The organism is Mucilaginibacter sp. UYCu711, assembly GCF_050433825.1.
Taxonomy (GTDB): domain Bacteria; phylum Bacteroidota; class Bacteroidia; order Sphingobacteriales; family Sphingobacteriaceae; genus Mucilaginibacter.
In genome coordinates this window covers 56,908-74,251 of record NZ_JBNPWM010000002.1, presented here as the reverse complement: position 1 = coordinate 74,251, position 17,344 = coordinate 56,908, and the positions used below count along the sequence as shown (strand labels likewise).

Sequence of the window (17,344 nt, the reverse complement as noted above, 5' to 3'; positions counted from 1 at the left end):
ATGACAGCAGCCGCTAAAAGCTTTTTTGTTAAGACCACATTTTTTATTTGCCTTACGGCGATATGTTTTTTTGCTGCGGGCATAAATACAGCCAAAGCACAAGCCGCCGACACCAGCGGGGTAAGCTTTACCAACATCCCTACTGCCGCCGATAGTATTGCTATGCACAAAAAGGCCCAGGTGGCAAAAGCCACTAAAGCCATAACCCATACTGCTGCTACAGACCCAAAAAAGCACAAATCACTTTGGGAGATATTTATTGAGGGTTTCCTGGGCGGATTCGCTGCGGTGATAATGCCTTGTATTTACCCGCTATTGCCGTTAACGGTTAGCTTTTTTACCAAAAAGGCCGGGTCGAGGGCCAAGGGAATAGGGCAGTCGCTGCTTTATGGCCTGTCCATTATTGTTATATATGTAGGCTTAGGCGTTGTTATATCCGCTCTTTTTGGGTCGGATGCTTTAAATGCATTGGCTACCAATGGTATATTTAATATTTTCTTCTTCCTGTTATTGGTGATATTTGGCATCTCGTTTTTGGGCGCGTTTGAGATCACCTTACCAAGTTCATTAGGTAATAAACTGGACGCCAATGCAGATAAAGGCGGTGTAGCGGGCATCTTCTTTATGGCTGCTACACTGGTAGTAGTATCGTTTTCATGTACCGGGCCAATTATTGGCACTTTACTGGTAGATGCTGCATCAAAAGGCGACAGGTTAGCACCGGCCATCGGCATGCTTGGTTTTTCGGCGGCATTGGCGTTGCCATTTACTGCGTTCGCTTTGTTTCCGTCTGCCTTAAAATCGCTGCCAAAATCGGGCGGATGGTTAAATACAGTAAAAGTTGTGCTGGGATTTTTAGAGATAGGGTTCGCCTTAAAATTCTTGTCGAATGTAGACCTGGCCTACCACTGGAACTGGTTTGACCGCGAGATATTTTTATCTATCTGGATAGCTTTAGGAGCTTTATTAGGCTTATATCTTTTAGGTAAACTCAAATTCTCGCATGATAGCGATGTGGGCCATGTTTCAATACCAAGGTTTTTTCTCTCGGTTATTGTATTTGCGTTTACTATTTACATGATACCCGGATTATGGGGTGCGCCTTTAAAATCTATCAGTGCGTTTTTGCCGCCAATGGCAACGCAGGATTTTGACCTGTCGCCTATCCCCGGAGGAAACACAACCACTGCGCCGGCTCAGCAATCAGCATTAGTAAAAAAGTATGCCGGCAGTTATACCCGCATAGCAACACGCGGCCTCGATGCATGGTATGATTACGAGCAGGCCCTGCAGGTATCAAAAGAACTGCATAAACCCATAATGATAGATTTTACCGGCTTTAACTGTGTTAATTGCCGCAAGATGGAAGCAGACGTTTGGACCGATCCGCGTGTTTTTAATCATTTAAAAAACGACTTTGTTTTATTGCAATTAGTTGTTGATGATAAAGCAGAGCTGACTGCCGCAGAAAAATTTACATCAACCTACAGCGGTAAACAAGTAACTACCCTTGGCGGTAAATGGAGCGACTTTGAGGCATCACGATTTAACGCTAATTCGCAACCGCTATATGTTTTGTTGGATGGCGATGGCAACGTATTAGTTGACAGCACCGGCAAACAAATCGACCCCTCGCCGGCAAACTATAATGTAGAAAGCTACCTGAAATTTTTAGAGAGCGGAATCACAGCCTACAAAAGCAAAAAATAAGGTAAAAATAATGTAAATTTGCGGCGCAAACGGGGCGCTATGCTAAGTAGCGTTGCCTAAGTAATTTATCTGCCAGCAATTACAAATGATCCCGATAAAAAAAATAGGACTTTTTACGTCCGGTAGCGACGCGCCCGGAATGAATGCCGCTATAAGAGCTGTTATACGTACCGCTGTTTTTAATAATGTTGAAATTGCCGGCATTCGCCGTGGTTTTGAAGGTATGATTAATGGTGACATCGAAACGCTAACGACAAAGTCGGCTTCAAACATTATATCGCGTGGAGGCACCATACTAAAAACCGGGCGCAGCGAACAATTTAAAACTGCCGCAGGCCGCAAACAAGCATACAATCAGCTTAAGAAAAATAATATAGATGCCCTTATAGCATTAGGTGGTAACGGTACCATTAAAGGTGTTAAAGAATTTGGCGAAGAATACCCGGATATTGCCATTATTGCAGTGCCGTGCACTATTGATAATGATTTGCGTGGCGCCGATTTTACTATAGGCTACGATACCGCCATAAATACAGTTATTGAAGCGGTAGATAAGATCAGGGAGACTGCCGAATCGCACGACCGGTTGTTTATTGTTGAGGTAATGGGTGCCGACTCGGGCATGATAGCCCTGCGTACGGGAATAGCCGTTGGCGCAGAGGCCATAATGGTGCCCGAGACAAAATCAGATATTAACGCGCTGTTTGAAAGATTAGAGCGTGGCCGTAAAGATAAAACATCAAAAATTGTAATGGTTGCCGAGGGCGACGAGCCGGGCGGAGCGTTTGAAATTGGTAAAGCTATACAGGAAAAGTTCCCACATTATGATACCCGGGTATCTATATTGGGCCACATACAACGCGGCGGCAAGCCAACCTGTATGGACCGTGTATTAGCCAGCTTATTAGGTGTGGCTGCTGTTGAAGCATTAATAAAGGGCCATAGCGGCGAAATGGTAGGGTTAATTCATAACGATATTACCTACACACCGTTCTCGCAATCAGTTAAACACCATCACGAAGTTAACGCCGAGTTTATCAGGATAGTAGAGATGCTGTCGTTATAGGCCATAGTCGATGGTTTTGTTGCGGTGATTAAATATGATATGCCTATTGCCTGATCCCTCAGGCAATTTTTGTTTTTTTGGACGCGTGTCATATCAACACTTGTTTAAAAATTGCTTGAATAATTATGAATTAATTGCTTCTTAATCAATTCAATATATTTAGCTTTAATAAAAAAACAAAGATGGCACATGCAATAAATTGGTTTGAAATTCCCGCAAAAAACCTTGAGCGGGCTATGAAGTTTTACGAAACGATATTGGATATAACGATGATCGTTCCTTTTCCGGAAATGAAATATGCTATGTTCCCTGCTGACATGAAAAACGGGGAAATCGGTGGCGGTTTGATAGAAGAAGAAGGTTTCGAACCGTCACAAACCGGCTCGCTAATATACCTTAACGGCGGCGAGGATCTTGCCGTGCCGCTTGCCAAAGTCGAAGCTGCAGGCGGACAAATTATCATGGATAAAACATCTATCGGCCCCAACGGCTTTATGGCTCGTTTTATTGATACTGAAGGAAATAGAGTTGCCTTTCATTCTATGAGGTAGTTGGTATTGAGCATTGGGTTATGGGTGGCTCACCTTTAACTCATAACCCAGTACTCATCACTCAAAACTATAGCAACTTCGCTGCCACTTCCTTCCAATTATTTACGCGCTCGTATTCGGTAAGATTAATATTATGCGGCGACGTAAACAATAGCTTGCGGCCATTAAAACGGGTAAAGTTTTTAGTGCGGTCGTCTACCATGATATCGGTATTCACAATCTTATAGCCACAGAACATAATATTGGTCCATGATATAAAAGGGAAATAGTCGGCCAGCCAGGCTTGCTTATCTTCCAATGAGTTTGGGAACTCTGTAGCGGCCGATACAATAAATACGTCATACTTTTCATTCAATGCTTTTAAAACTTCCTGGCTATCCGGTATCAGTTTTAAATCTCTAAAGAAACCTTTGCGGTTTATGTATTCGCGCAGGGTATGGTCAAGCTCGGGCGGCAATAGTTCTCTAAACTCTTTGCCGTGCATTTGGTCGAGTGTATAATTGTAACCATGCTCTTGCTGGTATATTGTTATAAATTTATCAATGGGGTCGGCAATAACCTCGTCCATATCTATAGCTATGCTTAGTTTGTTCATAGGCGCAAATGTCCAATTTTTGAACTTAAATACCTCATTTTGAAGTTTGTTTTTTTATTCCGGATATAATTTCTACCTTTGCGTCCCCGCTGAAAGAAACTCCGGGGGAATGTTGAACACATAATTAAAAACAAAAAATGGCAACTAAAATCAGATTGCAAAGACATGGTAAAAAAGGCAAACCCTTTTATTACATTGTTGTAGCAGACGCTCGTGCACCGCGTGACGGTCGCTTTATTGAGCGCTTAGGGTCGTACAACCCAAACACTAATCCTGCAACTATCGACATTAATTTCGACAAAACTCTTAACTGGGTTAATGATGGTGCACAACCAACAGACACTTGTCGTGCGATATTGGCATACAAAGGTGTTATGTACAAAAAACACTTACAAGGTGGCGTGAAAAAAGGCGCTTTAACTACAGAACAAGCAGAAACTAAATTTGCTGAGTGGTTAGATCAGAAAGATGGCAAGATCACCGGTAAGAAAACAGATTTAACTTCTGCTAAAGATGCTGCCCGCAAAGCTGCATTACTTGCTGAAGCTAAAAAGAAGGAAGATAAAGCTGCTGCGATAGCTGCAAAATATACTCCGCCTGTTGAAGAAGTTGAAGAAGAAGCACCAGTTGCTGAAACTGAAACAGAAGAAGCCCCGGTTGCTGAAGCCGTTGCAGAAGAAGCCCCGGTTGCTGAAGCTGCTGCCGAAGAAACTCCGGTTGCTGAGGCCGCCGCTACAGAAGAAGCTCCTGCTGCTGAAGCAGAAACTCCTGCTGCAAAAGCTGACAGCGCTGAATAATTTAACTGAACAACATTTATATAATGGCGAAGCAACCAACGGGTGCTTCGCCATTGTTATTTTAAAGGATCTGAAATGAAAACCGAAGACTGTTTCCGCATAGGTAGTGTATTAAAAACCAAGGGCCTTAAAGGCGAGATGCAAATGTATGTCGATTTTGATAACCTGGATAATATTGACTTTAACGCGATTTTTATAGAGATCGGCGGTAAGCTGGCGCCATTTTTTGTGGAGTCGATAAAATACAATCTTAAAAACTCGGCCTACCTGTACCTGGAGGATGTGGATACGATCGAGAAAGCATCGGCATTGGTACGTAAAGACATTTACTTACCCAACAAGCTAAAACCCAAAAAGAGAAAAAGCGATTTCACCCTAAAGGATCTGATTGAATTTACCGCAGTTGACGAAAACGAAGGCGAGTTGGGTAAGATCACCGCAATTCACGAATATCCGCAGCAATTAATTGCCGCCGTTACCTATAAAGGCTGCGAAGTGCTGTTCCCGCTTAACGAAGAAATTATTGTTGCCATTGATGTGGTTAAAGAAATAGTTACTGTTGATTTACCGGAAGGGTTGCTGGATATTTATTTGGATTAACCCTCTTAATCTCCCAAAGAGGAATGATAAAATAATTTGTCAAGCATACTTGACATTTGTAAATTTTGTTTTACATTTGGTAAATCAAACTTTACAAATTATGAAAACACGTTTTCTTTTCCCGTATTGGTGCAAGTATTTGGGTGTAGTGTTATTTCTTATTCATCTGCCTATTATGATATTGAAAAAAATGGGCTTTGGTTTCCAGTCCGTGCCGGAAGACTACAGCTTGGTAGGTTTAAACCACCTGTTTTTTGTAGTTACCACGCTAACCATGTTAAGCGGTTTGGTGCTCATCGCCTTCTCTAAAGAAAAGATAGAGGACGAGCAGATAACGCAGTTACGAATGGACACCCTGCAATTATCTATTTATTTAAACTATGGAGTTTTGATCATCAGCTTATTACTTACCGGGCGAAATGATTTTTGGGATGTTATCCGCATAAATATGTGGGCACCGCTAATGTTTTTCATTATTTTGTTCAGGTGGAAAATGTACCGTAATAACAGGATGATAAAAGAAGACGCCATATGAAAAACTCCATCCGCATAGAGCGCGCCATAAAAAATATAACCCAGGCCGATTTGGCTAACCTGATAGGTGTATCGCGCCAAACTATTAATACTATAGAGAGTAACCGGTATGTGCCATCAACAGTGCTTGCTATAAAAATTGCCCGCGTTTTCGGTAAACCGGTTGAGGAAATATTTGAGTTGGGGGATGAAGATTAAGCCCCCTAACCCCCTAAAGGGGGGAATGATAAAAATGTAAAATTTATGGAACAACATAATTCGACTTCAAAAAATTCCCCCTTTAGGAGGCCGGGGGGCACCGCCTTCGCTCCCTTGCTTACCATCCGTAAAGGTGTAACCGATATCCATTTTTATAAAAACGCCTTTGGCGCGGTTGAAAACTGGCGGCTGAATAATGATGATGGAACCTTACACGTAGCCGAATTGTTAATTGACGACGCCATGTTCCACCTGCATGAATGGATGCCGACAAGCCCCGAAAAGATAAGTCCGGATGCGTTTAATACCAGTACTGTAACTATCGGTTTATTTACTGCCGATGTGCATAGCGTTTTCAATCAAGCCATAGCAGCGGGGGCCACTGTTCTGTCGCCGGTTACTGATTATGAATACGGCTACCGGCAGGGTGAGTTAAAAGATCCTTTCGGGCACCATTGGGTAATACAATGCCAAATTCCGGCATCACCGGATTGGAAGGGGTAATTTGTCGATTACAAAACTAATCCCTAATGTCTGCTCACTAATCTCTAAATTTGCCCCATGCGTTTTGATATCATCACTGTATTGCCCGGTTTATTGGAAAGCCCTTTTGCACATTCTATTTTACAGCGCGCGCAAAAAAAAGGCATTGCCGAAATTGTAGTACATAACCTGCGCGATTACGCTTCAGGCAAACAAAAAAGTGTTGATGATTACCCGTACGGTGGCGGCAGTGGTATGGTAATGACCATTGAACCTTTTGCCAAGTGTATTGAAGCCTTAAAAGCCGGGCGTGACTATGATGAGGTGATCTTTATGTCGCCGGATGGCGAGACGCTTAACCAGGCTATGGCCAACCAACTGTCTATTAAACAAAATATTATTATTCTTTGCGGCCATTATAAGGGGATAGACCAACGCATCCGCGATATCTATGTTACCCGCGAGATCTCGGTGGGCGATTATGTCCTGTCGGGTGGCGAGCTGCCCGCAGCTATTGTGGTTGATGCCGTAGTGAGGCTGATACCGGGTGTATTGTCTGATGAAACATCGGCGCTGTCTGATTCTTTCCAGGACGGATTGCTGGATGCCCCGGTATATACCCGCCCGGCCGACTGGAACGGCCACAGGGTGCCCGATATCCTTTTAAGCGGCAACACCCCCGAAATAGAAAAATGGCGCTTTGAGCAGGCTATACAGCGCACAAAGACACGCAGACCGGATTTGTTGGATGATTAATTTGGTTGACTCAACCATTTACACAATCAACTTAATTAACCAAAAACAAGTAAAAATTGTTAATAAAAAAGAATTTGTTAATTTTTTAAAATGGACTTTTTATTATCAAAAATAATCCCTATAATTGCAATCCGATTTTTACGGGTTAAAAATCGCGTTTAGAGCTTAAAATCATGGATTTAGTAAAATTTGTAGAAGAGCAAACAGTAACTGTTAACAAGTTTCCGTCATTCAAAGCGGGTGATACTGTAAGCGTACATTATAAAATTAAAGAGGGAACCAAGGAGCGTATCCAGGTTTATCAGGGTGTGGTTATCCAACGTAACAGTGTTGGTGTGTCTGAAACATTTACAGTACGTAAGGTTTCAAACGGAATAGGTGTTGAGCGTATATTCCCTGCCAACTCGCCAAATATTGATAAAGTAGAAGTTAACAGCCACGGTAAAGTACGTCGCTCTAAACTTTATTACCTTCGCGCGCTTACCGGTAAAGCAGCTCGTATCAAATCAAAAAGAGTTTAATTACAACAATATTTATAAAAAGCCTTCCCGGACAACCCAGGAGGGTTTTTTTTTGCCTTGTGGATAAAAGAATTAGGTATCATTGTAACAAGCGGGCAGTAAAAACCGTATATTATTTTTTTTTATAGCTTAATTTTATAAATTTGGTGGGCCTTCGTTTTTATAACGGGTTGATTTTCACTACAAAATTGTATAAATCGGGCAACTGAAAAATTTAACTTAGAATTTAGTATATCATACAGCACCTTTAACCTAAAACAACAGCATGTTACTATCTCAATCTTTTTCCAGTTTAATTGAAAACAATAACTCTGCGTTAAATAACACATCTTCAGATCTTTTAAACGGCTTGAAGGTTTTCCACAACAGCCAATGGTACATCTGTGGTAATTTAGCTTTAAACGAAGGCCTTTCACCCCATAAACTGCTTAATTCATCTCCGGAAGACCTGGATTACCAATTATTAATAAAAGCAGCCATGTTATTGGTTACTGATGATGTTGAGCAACCGGTAACAATTACTACCGGTTTCCCTTACGCTACTTATCGCATTTATAAAGATGTGGCCATTGAGCAATTAAAGAAGACGCATATAGTTGAGTATGATGCGTCAACCTTTGGTGGTAATGGTAAAAGAACCTCAATACTTGATGTAAAAAATGTTGATGTGATACCGGAGATAGTTGCCTGCTCCATAGCTTTGCGTAAAGGCGAAGAAGCAGCAAAAGGCAGTTTCTTTATACTGAGCTGCGGCTTTGGAACGTTTGAATCTGTGTTAAGCATGGACTCGGGCGTGGTTGAGCAAAGTATGATAAGCACGCACGGCTTACGTTACGCAATTAACTACATGGCCAATGAGTTGCAGAAAACCCATTACCTGGAGATGCGCACCATTAATGCATTAGATGATGCTTTCCAGAAAGGGTATTTGTTTATTAACAGGAAGAACATTGATGTCAGAGAGATCCGCAAGGCGGCTTTAAAATCATATTATGCCGAGGTGATATCGCCTAACTTAAGGAACGTTATTACTGATAAGAACCTGATGAAAACTAATAAAATTTACCTGTGCGGTGGTGGTATGTACTACCAAGACCTGGTAGATTGCTTTAAGGCCGAGTTTGGTGAGATAGCACAATTAGAGGTTGTAAGCGACCCTGCTTCATTAGCGAGTAAAGGTTATGCCCTAAACTCGTTACGTGTATCAGGCGGCTTAGAAAAATCATCAATCGGTATTGACATCGGTAATGCAACCACCGTTGTAACCCGTTTCAGCAGCGATCAATAATATATATCAGTAATAAATAATACCCCCCATGTTAAGCATCTTTAAAAAAGAAACACCAGCAGTACATGAATCAATTAGTAATATCAAAAACCTGATACGTGACGGTAATGACTACTTTTCGGATGAGTTTATTGTGTTGGATGAGAAGCTTACGGGCAACTTATTTTGTGCCGAAAAGGTTGCAGTTGAATTGCATGGCATACTTAAAGGTAACATAACTTCAAAAACCTGCCTGGTTACCGGCACAGTAAATGGTGATATTTTATCGCTTGATCTGCTGGACATAAAAGCAACCGCGGTAGTTAGGGGCAACATTCAATCGGCTAAGGTAAATATCGAGCCGGGTGCTGTTATTAACGGCTATATTACCGTTGGTGAGGATATAGAAGCCCTAACCGAGCAGTGGAACAAAACCAAGTTTAGTACAGACGACTACCTGACCACCAGATTACATCAGGAACTGTCAACCCTTACTCAAATAAGCGCCGCAGCAAATGCTACTGAACAAAAGACTGAACCAGTTGTAACAGCAGCCGAGCCTATGCCGCTTGTAGCAGCAGCACCTAAAGAAGGAAAAATTGAAGAGCAAACGCCTGTTGCCAAACCAACATTAGCCGCTGCCACACCACCTAAAAAAGACGAAGAGGTTAATAACTCGCGTTGGTGGTAATCAAATAAAACGATTACAAAAAAATGGTCGGTAGAATTTATTTTCTACCGACCATTTTTGCTTAGTATTATATATGATATGGCTGATTACGCAGGCAACTCTGCCAATACAGTTTGGCCGCCTTTAACAACCTCGCCAATTTCTACGTTTATTTTTGAGCCTAATGGTAAAAACAAATCAACCCTTGAGCCAAATTTAATAAACCCAAACTGATCGCCCTGCTCAACTTTATCACCCTCTTTTACATACCAAACAATACGACGGGCCAAAGCGCCTGCAATTTGCCTGAATAATACTTGCGTGCCGGCTTTGTTTTCGGTAACAACGGTTGTACGTTCATTCTCGGTCGATGATTTAGGATGCCAGGCAACCAAATATTTACCCGGATGATATTTAAAATATTTAATAACCCCGCTTATTGGGTGGCGGTTAACATGCACATTTACCGGCGACATAAAAACAGATATCTGGATGCGCTTATCTTTTAAAAACTCGGTTTCTGTTGTTTCTTCAATTACAACTACCTTTCCGTCGGCAGGGCATAATACAACTTTATCATCCTGCGTAATATCAAAATGCGGGTTGCGGAAAAACTGCACAATTATTGCAAACAGCGCAAACGACAGTATATAAACTATCCATTTTAAAGCGGTTGCATCTGGTTTATAAAACTGCATGGCAGCGTTTAAAACAAAGATAAATAAGATGCATAAGGCAAGGGACGTATAGCCCTCTTTATGGAAAGTCATTTTTTTCATAAGGGCAAAATTACAAATTTACAATGAAGTATAGATAGGCATATGCAATTGGCGCGGCAATTAATAATCCGTCAAACCTGTCAAGCAAGCCACCATGGCCGGGTAATATACCGCCCGAGTCTTTAACATCAATGCTTCGTTTAAACATGGATTCTATCAAATCGCCGGTAGTGCCAAAGCAGCTGATGATCACGCCTATCCAGATCCAGTGCGCTAAAGCTACATCAGCAAAATACTGGCTGATGCCCCAGGCAGCTAATGCTGTGATCAGGATGCCGCCAATTAATCCTTCCCAGGTTTTTTTAGGCGAGTGGCGTTCAAACAACTTGGTTTTACCCAGTTTGCTGCCTACCAAATAAGCCCCGGTATCATTGGCCCAAAGCATCAATAAAAACGCCATGGGGTAATGAAAATTAAATGTACCGCCAACATACGCCAGCGCGTGGAAAAACGTAAAAGGAATAATCGTAAATATCAGCCCTAAATAAGTGTATGCAATATTGGTAAAAGGTGCAGCGTTTTTTGTAAACAATTCCTGGATAAAAATAGTGCTAAGTGTAACAGGCAGCAGGAACAGTAGCTTATGGTAATCATTGTTGCCCGGGTAAGTCACCAGCGCAAACACTACATAAATAAAAGCGCCGTTTAACAGCCCGGTTGTTAAGTTGGGCTTAAAGCCGGCCTTTTTTATCAGCCCGTAAAACTCCCATAAACAATAGCTGCTTAACAATAAATAAAACGCCCCGAATACATAATGATCCAGTAGTAAAGAGCCGAGCATCACAATAATAAAAAAGAAGCCCGTTATGGCACGTATCCTCATACTTTAAATTTGGTTCAGGATCATCAATTCTATCGCGTGACTAAAATCCTGTTGGTGTATATAAACCTCGACACCGCCAAAATCGCGATGAGAAGAAGCCTGTCTATTTAGTAATACCGCATCAATCTGGTGCTCGCAAAGCACCTGTTTAATGATCTCTGATCTGTAAAAATCAGCCGACGTAAAAATTTTGATCCAGTTCTTCTCCATTTAAGCCACAGGCATTTTTACCTTGTCCGTCGCGATGTTACGGTACAAGTACAACAAAAATAAAACAATTATCAGGCTAAACAGATAGCTGCCCCAATTAAATATATGCTGATCTTCAGGGTTTATCTTTACCATTTTGTTCTGATACATATAACTTGCTACAACCGCGGTGCCATTGTTTATAAAGTGGCCCCAAACGGCTGTCCAGATACTGCCGCTCCAAACTACAAAATAGCCAAACAGCACACCCAGCATCATCCTTGGTAAAAAGCCAAAAAACTCCATATGGAAAGCGCTAAACAAAGCCGCCGTTACCCAAATAGCAGCGTGATAGTTTTTTGTCCATTTGGTAAATATGGTTTGTATGCATCCCCTAAACATAAATTCCTCAACAATAGCGGTTAGCAACCCAACAACTATCAGCTTAAATACCATGCTGGTGATGGTTTTCATTTGCAGCAATACGGCCGTAAGTTTTTGGGCCTGGTCCTCGGTTTCGCGCATCCATCGTTGCACGCCATCTAAAAAATGGGGCAACACCAGCTTTTGGTTAAAGTTGCTTACGCACTCAATTAAGGGTGTTGATATCACCATCACACAAAAAACAATTAACCATAACAAGCCGGGGATTTTAGCGGTTGGTTTTAAATATTCCCTGGGATTCTTTACAATAAGATTTGCAAAAACAACCGAAGCGATAAATAGCGGAATGGTAGTGCTTAGTATCTGTATTATCCATAAAGCATTAGCCACGTTTGGATTATTAAAGTTTAATTTGGAGATATCTGATAAAGTATCAATCCCATATAAACCTATAACGGCTGCAGCGCCCACTAAGTAACCGGCACCAATAATGCCTATGGTTATACCTATAAATATTAAAAATTGTAAGGATGGATGTGCCTGTGTAGTAGTGGTTTTTATCATTTGGCTTAAAATGCGTATTTTTGCAGCGGTTAAAGATAAGCCATGTCTGTACAAATAGGAAATATTGATTTAGGAGAATTCCCGCTGCTGCTGGCACCGATGGAAGATGTGAGCGATCCGCCTTTCCGGTACGTATGCAAACAGCATGGGGCGGATATGATGTATACCGAGTTTATCTCGTCTGAAGGATTGATTCGTGATGCCGCTAAAAGCCGTAAGAAACTGGATATTTTTGAATACGAGCGCCCTATAGGCATCCAGATCTTCGGCAGCGATATCGAGCATATGCGCGAAGCATCCGAGATCTCATCGCAGGCAGGGCCTGATCTGATCGACATCAACTACGGCTGCCCGGTTAAAAACGTGGCTTGCCGTGGCGCAGGAGCGAGTTTATTACAGGATATTGATAAAATGGTAGCCATGACCAAAGCGGTTGTGGAGGCTACCCACTTACCCGTAACGGTTAAAACCCGTTTAGGCTGGGATGATAATACCAGGAATGTACAGGAAGTTGCTATGCGTTTGCAGGATGTGGGCATAAAAGCTTTAACTATTCACGGCCGTACCCGAGCGCAGATGTATAAAGGTTCGGCAGATTGGTCGCTGATCCGTGAAATTAAACGTAACCCACAGATCCAGATCCCCATTTTTGGCAACGGGGATATCGACTCGCCTGAAAAAGCGGCAGCCTGGCGCATGGAATATGGCGTAGATGGCATGATGATTGGCAGGGCCGCTATTGGTTACCCCTGGATTTTCCGCGAGATAAAACATTACTTTGAAACCGGCGAGCACCTGGAGAAACCAACCTTTGCCGAGCGCATTGATGCCTGCCGTACGCACCTTGTAAAATCAATAGAATGGAAAGGCCCTAAAACAGGCGTTTTTGAGATGCGCAGGCATTATTCTAACTATTTTAAGGGGATTGATAACTTTAAAGAGTACCGAATGAAGCTGGTAACAGCGGGTACTTTTGAGGAACTGGAAGACATATTACACGAGATTGAACACAACCCAAGGTTCGAAAATTTCGTATCTACTATAGAAATTTAACAATTCAATTTTTTTTCTTTTTCATTAAAAGATATATATTGCTGAAAATTATGCCATTAATATGGCTTAGTTTTTGAAGTAGCAGGTTATATTTGACTTAAACGATACTATTAACATGGTTACATTTATAACAGAAGGGGTTAAGGTTTCTGTCGAAACCATTTATCAGCCCGAGTATTCAAACCCGGGTAACGACCATTTTATGTTTGCTTATAAAGTGAATATTGAAAATATGAGCAGCTATGCAGTACGCCTGATGAGCCGCCACTGGTATATTTTTGATTCGAACGGCGCCAAGCGCGAAGTTGAGGGAGAAGGTGTGGTGGGCCTGCAGCCGGTAATTGAGCCGGGCAGCTCGCACGAGTATGTATCAGGCTGTAACCTAAAAACAGATATGGGCAGCATGAAAGGCGAATACCAAATGATGCGCCTGATGGATAACGCCACGTTTGACGTGCAGATCCCTGAGTTTTATTTGATTGCCCCGTATAGGATGAATTAAAAAAATATAAGATATTTAAGCCAGGCTAAACAGCCTGGCTTTTTTATTTATAAATAATTATGATTGCTAAATGCTCTTACGTTTACAGGACTTTTCTGTTAGCTTTTTGCTTGACTGGAATATCTTCTGCTTTTGCTCAAGGGATTACTCCGGAACAAGCTCAAAACTTCGCCAATAAATTATTGATATCGAAAAAATATAAAGCGACTGTAAAGAAAGTATTACCACCAATAAATAATATTCAAGTATTGTTACTATCGGTTCCGTATCGTGAATACCCAAGCGTAATCATTTTAAATAAAACACCTGCAGGATGGATTAGATTGTTTGAATGTTTAGCGCCAGGGATACAAGATAAACCATCCGGTTTGCTGGATTGGCATACTAAAGGTTTGGGTGTCGATTTTAGCTTTGATAAAGAGAGTGAATTAGGGTTTAATGATAAAAAAATAAAAACTATTGTGGAGTCCGCCCTCAAAAAAGCGGGTGCTGTAGTAATTCCTTATTACGGTTTTATTCACATGAATACTGCTGAAGAAAAAGATGCCACTCAGTTTACACCGTATACAATAGATAAGACAAACTATCTTATTTTTGCGAATTCGTTATTCGAGAACAATTATAATACTTATAAGCAATCTGAATGCATGATGTTTGATACGCCACAAGTTATTGACTGCGATTTTACCTTATCTGGCAGTAGTTATATAATTAAAGCGATTACTGCGAATCACCAAACATGGATATATACTTTTGACAGCATAGACTCTCAAAATCGATATCTTGTTAACAAAAAAATCTTTGTAAAAAATTGAAAAAAAGCTAAGCCCATTTTAAAGCAAATGAGTTTAGCTTTATGTTAATTGAACCTGCTTAACTCTCAATCCCTCCTGTTCAACATCGACGCATAATACAACAACGTAGCTAATGAGCCTAATGCTGCAACCACGTAAGTCATGGCAGCCCACCATAGGGCGTCTTTAGCTTGTTTGTGCTCTTCGCTGGTTTGCATTACGGTGTAGTTGTTATTTAACCAGGCTAAGGCGCGGTTACTGGCATCAAACTCAACCGGCAGTGTAATAAAGGCGAATATGGTTATTATGGCCAATCCGGCTACGCCGATAAGCAATACTAAAGGATTATGCGCGAACGCCAACAGCATCACACCTATAAACAGGGTAAGCTGCACGATGGTTGAAGCTGCGTTAGTTACCGGCACCAACGTGCTGCGTAAACTTAGCCAACTGTAAGCCCGGGCATGTTGTACCGCGTGCCCGCACTCGTGCGCCGCTACCGCCGCCGAAGCAACACTGCGGCTGTAAAACACATCGGGGCTTAAGTTTACCGTTTTATTTTCGGGGTTATAGTGGTCGGTTAGCTGCCCCTCAACTGATATAACCTGCACATCGAAAATGCCGTTATCGCGCAGCATCCGCTCGGCCACTTCCTGGCCCGACATGCCAGACAATAAGCCGATCTCTGAATATTGTTTGAACTTGCTTTTAAAGCGCCATTGCACAATTAAGCTTACTATAAATATTATGATCATTAATAACCAAGCTGATCCCATGTTGTTATCTATTTTAAAATGAATGTGAAATTGTATGAAACATGTATTTCAAAAAGTATTCCAAGTAAATTAAAAAGGAAAAATTCAAAAGTTAAAAAGACGCTGTTTTGGCTTTCGAATTTTTACTTTTGACTTGATGCCGCACAACTATTCCTACTGGGAACAAACCGAATTTGTAAACAATGCCGATGTGACCATCATCGGTAGCGGTATTGTGGGTTTAAGTGCTGCGCTGCATCTTAAAAAAGAACAACCAACCTTAAAGGTATTGGTATTGGAACGTGGATTTTTACCCAGCGGCGCAAGCACAAAAAATGCCGGATTTGCCTGCTTTGGCACTATTTCAGAACAAATAAGCTATCTCAAACGATCATCAGAAGCAGACGTACTGCGCATGGTTGATTATAAATGGCGCGGACTGCAACGCCTGCGTCAAAACCTGGGAGACGCAGCAATTGATTTTCAGCAAAACGGCGGCTATGAGTTATTCGGCAACCATGAACAAAAACAGTCTGAACAGGCCCTCGACCGATTAACATACTTTAACAATTTATTAAAACAAGCTATTGGCGCACCTGACATTTATGCAGTCGCCGATGATAAAATTGCAGGTTTTGGCTTATCAGGTGTAAGCCGGATGATAGTTAACCGCTTTGAGGGACAGCTAAATACCGGTAAGCTGATGCGGGTGCTGCTGCAAAAAATTTATAACGCCGGTGTGCTGGTTTTGAACGATTGCAGTGTGAATGAAATTAAACCGGACGATGGGCACATTCAACTCATCACCTCGCAAGGCCATTTTAACGCCGGCAAAGTTATACTGGCCACCAACGCGTTTGCATCGCAATTATATCCTGAGCTGGAAGTAATCCCCGGCCGTGGGCAGGTACTGGTTACCAAACCCATCACCAATCTCAAACTAAAGGGCACCTATCATTTTAACGAAGGCTATTACTATTTCCGCAATATTGATAATCGGGTACTTTTTGGGGGTGGGCGTAATATAGATTTTAAGGCTGAAGAGAGCTATGACTTTGGCAATACCGAGAGCGTAAAACAACAGCTGGTTACCTATCTTAACGAAATGATACTACCTGATCAAAATGCCGAAATTGATTACTGGTGGAGCGGTATCATGGGTTTTGGTGAGGATATAAACCCGATAGTTAAACAAGTACAGACTAATGTTTTTTGCGCAGTAAGATGTAACGGGATGGGCGTTGCTGTGGGGAGTTTGGTTGGTGAAGAGGTTGCGGGGTTAGCGCTTTTGTCATTCTGAGCAAAGCGAAGAATCTTCTACGCTTTGCATGTGTGATAAGATGCTTCGTTCCTCAGCATGACAACTATTTAACACTATACTCCTTAATCAACTTCTCGGGTGCACGATAATACCACGATTCAATCAACACCTTTTCCAGATCAACCGGGTCAACCTTTTCAAGGTTCACCAACACATACGGATAATTCAAATAATGATCTGTCAGGAAAAACACTTTGGGGTCCTTGCCTATCCATTTTTCACGCTCTTCGTGATAAACGGCAAGCGTTTGGCCATCCTCTTTTAACCGCAGCATGAATTTCTTTTTAACATGAAACGCCGGCGTGCCGTATGCTTTGCCCTCGGTTACGCCGGGCATGGCGAGTAATACCTTTCGGATGAATTCCCAGTAGATAAATGGATCGTTAGCCATACTAATTATATAAGTTGTCATTCTGAGCGATAGCGAAGAAT

Annotated in this window: 23 protein-coding genes; 16 read left to right on the top strand and 7 right to left on the bottom strand. The window is 41.8% G+C overall.

The genetic code is table 11. From position 1 onward, the window contains the following. The 3 genes from ABIB50_RS04365 to ABIB50_RS04355 all read left to right on the top strand — a co-directional run bounded on the left by ABIB50_RS04365 (position 1) and on the right by ABIB50_RS04355 (position 3,327). Positions 1-1,710 carry a protein-disulfide reductase DsbD family protein gene (locus ABIB50_RS04365; RefSeq protein ID WP_429377577.1) on the top strand — a complete coding sequence of 570 codons (1,710 nt, stop codon included), beginning with the start codon at positions 1-3 and terminating at the stop codon, positions 1,708-1,710. A gap of 85 nt (positions 1,711-1,795) precedes the next feature. Continuing rightward, positions 1,796-2,776 carry a 6-phosphofructokinase gene (gene pfkA, locus ABIB50_RS04360; protein WP_429377575.1) on the top strand — a complete coding sequence of 327 codons (981 nt, stop codon included), beginning with the start codon at positions 1,796-1,798 and terminating at the stop codon, positions 2,774-2,776. A gap of 182 nt (positions 2,777-2,958) precedes the next feature. Next, positions 2,959-3,327: a VOC family protein gene (locus ABIB50_RS04355; RefSeq protein ID WP_429377573.1), complete on the top strand. Its 369-nt coding sequence runs from the start codon at positions 2,959-2,961 to the stop codon at positions 3,325-3,327. A gap of 67 nt (positions 3,328-3,394) precedes the next feature. Here the strand turns inward: ABIB50_RS04355 and ABIB50_RS04350 are convergent, their stop codons facing one another. Next, positions 3,395-3,922 carry a 5' nucleotidase, NT5C type gene (locus ABIB50_RS04350; protein ID WP_429377572.1) on the bottom strand — a complete coding sequence of 176 codons (528 nt, stop codon included), beginning with the start codon at positions 3,920-3,922 and terminating at the stop codon, positions 3,395-3,397. Between the two features lie 137 nt (positions 3,923-4,059). On the opposite strand from ABIB50_RS04350, the gene ABIB50_RS04345 reads away from it, so the two are divergent. The 9 genes from ABIB50_RS04345 (at position 4,060) to ABIB50_RS04305 (ending at position 9,769) form a co-directional block, all read left to right on the top strand. Next, on the top strand, positions 4,060-4,719 hold the full coding sequence (locus tag ABIB50_RS04345; protein WP_429377570.1) for a 30S ribosomal protein S16: 660 nt from the start codon (positions 4,060-4,062) through the stop codon (positions 4,717-4,719). A 75-nt stretch (positions 4,720-4,794) separates the two neighbouring features. After that, positions 4,795-5,319, top strand: coding sequence for a ribosome maturation factor RimM (gene rimM, locus ABIB50_RS04340; RefSeq protein ID WP_429377568.1), 525 nt, complete (start codon positions 4,795-4,797; stop codon positions 5,317-5,319). Between the two features lie 100 nt (positions 5,320-5,419). Then, complete coding sequence (locus ABIB50_RS04335; protein WP_429377567.1) at positions 5,420-5,854, top strand: hypothetical protein; 435 nt, start codon at positions 5,420-5,422, stop codon at positions 5,852-5,854. Next, positions 5,851-6,051 (top strand): helix-turn-helix transcriptional regulator, encoded by a 201-nt coding sequence (locus ABIB50_RS04330; protein WP_429377565.1) that lies wholly within the window; start codon positions 5,851-5,853, stop codon positions 6,049-6,051. The genes ABIB50_RS04335 and ABIB50_RS04330 overlap by 4 nt, the downstream gene beginning before the upstream one ends. 45 nt (positions 6,052-6,096) lie before the next feature. After that, the gene (locus ABIB50_RS04325; RefSeq protein WP_429377563.1) at positions 6,097-6,555 is read left to right on the top strand and encodes a VOC family protein; all 459 of its coding nucleotides are present in this window, start codon (positions 6,097-6,099) and stop codon (positions 6,553-6,555) included. Between the two features lie 57 nt (positions 6,556-6,612). Further along, on the top strand, positions 6,613-7,290 hold the full coding sequence (trmD, locus tag ABIB50_RS04320; RefSeq protein ID WP_429377561.1) for a tRNA (guanosine(37)-N1)-methyltransferase TrmD: 678 nt from the start codon (positions 6,613-6,615) through the stop codon (positions 7,288-7,290). Between the two features lie 173 nt (positions 7,291-7,463). Continuing rightward, on the top strand, positions 7,464-7,811 hold the full coding sequence (gene rplS / locus ABIB50_RS04315) for a 50S ribosomal protein L19 (RefSeq protein WP_175270515.1): 348 nt from the start codon (positions 7,464-7,466) through the stop codon (positions 7,809-7,811). Between the two features lie 265 nt (positions 7,812-8,076). Further along, positions 8,077-9,099: a hypothetical protein gene (locus ABIB50_RS04310; RefSeq protein WP_429377559.1), complete on the top strand. Its 1,023-nt coding sequence runs from the start codon at positions 8,077-8,079 to the stop codon at positions 9,097-9,099. Between the two features lie 28 nt (positions 9,100-9,127). Then, a complete protein-coding gene (locus ABIB50_RS04305; protein ID WP_429377557.1) occupies positions 9,128-9,769 on the top strand; it encodes a bactofilin family protein in 642 nt (213 codons plus the stop codon). Between the two features lie 86 nt (positions 9,770-9,855). On the opposite strand, the gene ABIB50_RS04300 is transcribed toward ABIB50_RS04305, so the two are convergent. From ABIB50_RS04300 to ABIB50_RS04285, 4 genes are read right to left on the bottom strand one after another with little or no spacing between them, the layout of a single operon-like run. Beyond that, positions 9,856-10,518, bottom strand: coding sequence for a phosphatidylserine decarboxylase family protein (locus ABIB50_RS04300; protein WP_429378461.1), 663 nt, complete (start codon positions 10,516-10,518; stop codon positions 9,856-9,858). A gap of 19 nt (positions 10,519-10,537) precedes the next feature. Further along, positions 10,538-11,350: a phosphatidate cytidylyltransferase gene (locus ABIB50_RS04295; protein ID WP_429377556.1), complete on the bottom strand. Its 813-nt coding sequence runs from the start codon at positions 11,348-11,350 to the stop codon at positions 10,538-10,540. Between the two features lie 3 nt (positions 11,351-11,353). Beyond that, positions 11,354-11,560 carry a hypothetical protein gene (locus tag ABIB50_RS04290; RefSeq protein ID WP_429377554.1) on the bottom strand — a complete coding sequence of 69 codons (207 nt, stop codon included), beginning with the start codon at positions 11,558-11,560 and terminating at the stop codon, positions 11,354-11,356. Continuing rightward, positions 11,561-12,487: a CPBP family intramembrane glutamic endopeptidase gene (locus tag ABIB50_RS04285; protein WP_429377552.1), complete on the bottom strand. Its 927-nt coding sequence runs from the start codon at positions 12,485-12,487 to the stop codon at positions 11,561-11,563. A 42-nt stretch (positions 12,488-12,529) separates the two neighbouring features. Between ABIB50_RS04285 and dusB the strand changes: the two genes are divergently transcribed. The 3 genes from dusB (at position 12,530) to ABIB50_RS04270 (ending at position 14,857) form a co-directional block, all read left to right on the top strand. Continuing rightward, positions 12,530-13,540: a tRNA dihydrouridine synthase DusB gene (gene dusB, locus ABIB50_RS04280; RefSeq protein WP_429377551.1), complete on the top strand. Its 1,011-nt coding sequence runs from the start codon at positions 12,530-12,532 to the stop codon at positions 13,538-13,540. 115 nt (positions 13,541-13,655) lie between these two features. Beyond that, positions 13,656-14,042 carry a Co2+/Mg2+ efflux protein ApaG gene (gene apaG / locus ABIB50_RS04275; RefSeq protein WP_429377550.1) on the top strand — a complete coding sequence of 129 codons (387 nt, stop codon included), beginning with the start codon at positions 13,656-13,658 and terminating at the stop codon, positions 14,040-14,042. Between the two features lie 110 nt (positions 14,043-14,152). After that, entirely contained in the window at positions 14,153-14,857 is a 705-nt protein-coding gene (locus tag ABIB50_RS04270; protein ID WP_429377548.1) for a hypothetical protein, read from the top strand. Between the two features lie 65 nt (positions 14,858-14,922). On the opposite strand, the gene ABIB50_RS04265 is transcribed toward ABIB50_RS04270, so the two are convergent. Continuing rightward, positions 14,923-15,612: a zinc metallopeptidase gene (locus ABIB50_RS04265; protein ID WP_429377546.1), complete on the bottom strand. Its 690-nt coding sequence runs from the start codon at positions 15,610-15,612 to the stop codon at positions 14,923-14,925. 136 nt (positions 15,613-15,748) lie between these two features. Here ABIB50_RS04265 and ABIB50_RS04260 point away from each other — a divergent pair, with 136 nt between their 5' ends. Then, the gene (locus ABIB50_RS04260) at positions 15,749-16,891 is read left to right on the top strand and encodes an NAD(P)/FAD-dependent oxidoreductase (protein WP_429377545.1); all 1,143 of its coding nucleotides are present in this window, start codon (positions 15,749-15,751) and stop codon (positions 16,889-16,891) included. A gap of 64 nt (positions 16,892-16,955) precedes the next feature. On the opposite strand, the gene ABIB50_RS04255 is transcribed toward ABIB50_RS04260, so the two are convergent. After that, positions 16,956-17,303, bottom strand: a complete 348-nt coding sequence (locus tag ABIB50_RS04255; RefSeq protein WP_429377543.1) for an MmcQ/YjbR family DNA-binding protein — start codon at positions 17,301-17,303, stop codon at positions 16,956-16,958. Positions 17,304-17,344 lie beyond the last annotated feature (41 nt).

Bases quoted from the DNA above. Each gene is read 5' to 3' on its own strand.
- ABIB50_RS04365 (WP_429377577.1), top strand. From the start codon at position 1: ATGACAGCAGCCGCTAAAAGCTTTTTTGTTAAGACCACATTTTTTATT.
- pfkA (WP_429377575.1), top strand. From the start codon at position 1,796: ATGATCCCGATAAAAAAAATAGGACTTTTTACGTCCGGTAGCGACGCG.
- ABIB50_RS04355 (WP_429377573.1), top strand. From the start codon at position 2,959: ATGGCACATGCAATAAATTGGTTTGAAATTCCCGCAAAAAACCTTGAG.
- ABIB50_RS04350 (WP_429377572.1), bottom strand. From the start codon at position 3,922: ATGAACAAACTAAGCATAGCTATAGATATGGACGAGGTTATTGCCGAC.
- ABIB50_RS04345 (WP_429377570.1), top strand. From the start codon at position 4,060: ATGGCAACTAAAATCAGATTGCAAAGACATGGTAAAAAAGGCAAACCC.
- rimM (WP_429377568.1), top strand. From the start codon at position 4,795: ATGAAAACCGAAGACTGTTTCCGCATAGGTAGTGTATTAAAAACCAAG.
- ABIB50_RS04335 (WP_429377567.1), top strand. From the start codon at position 5,420: ATGAAAACACGTTTTCTTTTCCCGTATTGGTGCAAGTATTTGGGTGTA.
- ABIB50_RS04330 (WP_429377565.1), top strand. From the start codon at position 5,851: ATGAAAAACTCCATCCGCATAGAGCGCGCCATAAAAAATATAACCCAG.
- ABIB50_RS04325 (WP_429377563.1), top strand. From the start codon at position 6,097: ATGGAACAACATAATTCGACTTCAAAAAATTCCCCCTTTAGGAGGCCG.
- trmD (WP_429377561.1), top strand. From the start codon at position 6,613: ATGCGTTTTGATATCATCACTGTATTGCCCGGTTTATTGGAAAGCCCT.
- rplS (WP_175270515.1), top strand. From the start codon at position 7,464: ATGGATTTAGTAAAATTTGTAGAAGAGCAAACAGTAACTGTTAACAAG.
- ABIB50_RS04310 (WP_429377559.1), top strand. From the start codon at position 8,077: ATGTTACTATCTCAATCTTTTTCCAGTTTAATTGAAAACAATAACTCT.
- ABIB50_RS04305 (WP_429377557.1), top strand. From the start codon at position 9,128: ATGTTAAGCATCTTTAAAAAAGAAACACCAGCAGTACATGAATCAATT.
- ABIB50_RS04300 (WP_429378461.1), bottom strand. From the start codon at position 10,518: ATGACTTTCCATAAAGAGGGCTATACGTCCCTTGCCTTATGCATCTTA.
- ABIB50_RS04295 (WP_429377556.1), bottom strand. From the start codon at position 11,350: ATGAGGATACGTGCCATAACGGGCTTCTTTTTTATTATTGTGATGCTC.
- ABIB50_RS04290 (WP_429377554.1), bottom strand. From the start codon at position 11,560: ATGGAGAAGAACTGGATCAAAATTTTTACGTCGGCTGATTTTTACAGA.
- ABIB50_RS04285 (WP_429377552.1), bottom strand. From the start codon at position 12,487: ATGATAAAAACCACTACTACACAGGCACATCCATCCTTACAATTTTTA.
- dusB (WP_429377551.1), top strand. From the start codon at position 12,530: ATGTCTGTACAAATAGGAAATATTGATTTAGGAGAATTCCCGCTGCTG.
- apaG (WP_429377550.1), top strand. From the start codon at position 13,656: ATGGTTACATTTATAACAGAAGGGGTTAAGGTTTCTGTCGAAACCATT.
- ABIB50_RS04265 (WP_429377546.1), bottom strand. From the start codon at position 15,612: ATGGGATCAGCTTGGTTATTAATGATCATAATATTTATAGTAAGCTTA.
- ABIB50_RS04260 (WP_429377545.1), top strand. From the start codon at position 15,749: ATGCCGCACAACTATTCCTACTGGGAACAAACCGAATTTGTAAACAAT.
- ABIB50_RS04255 (WP_429377543.1), bottom strand. From the start codon at position 17,303: ATGGCTAACGATCCATTTATCTACTGGGAATTCATCCGAAAGGTATTA.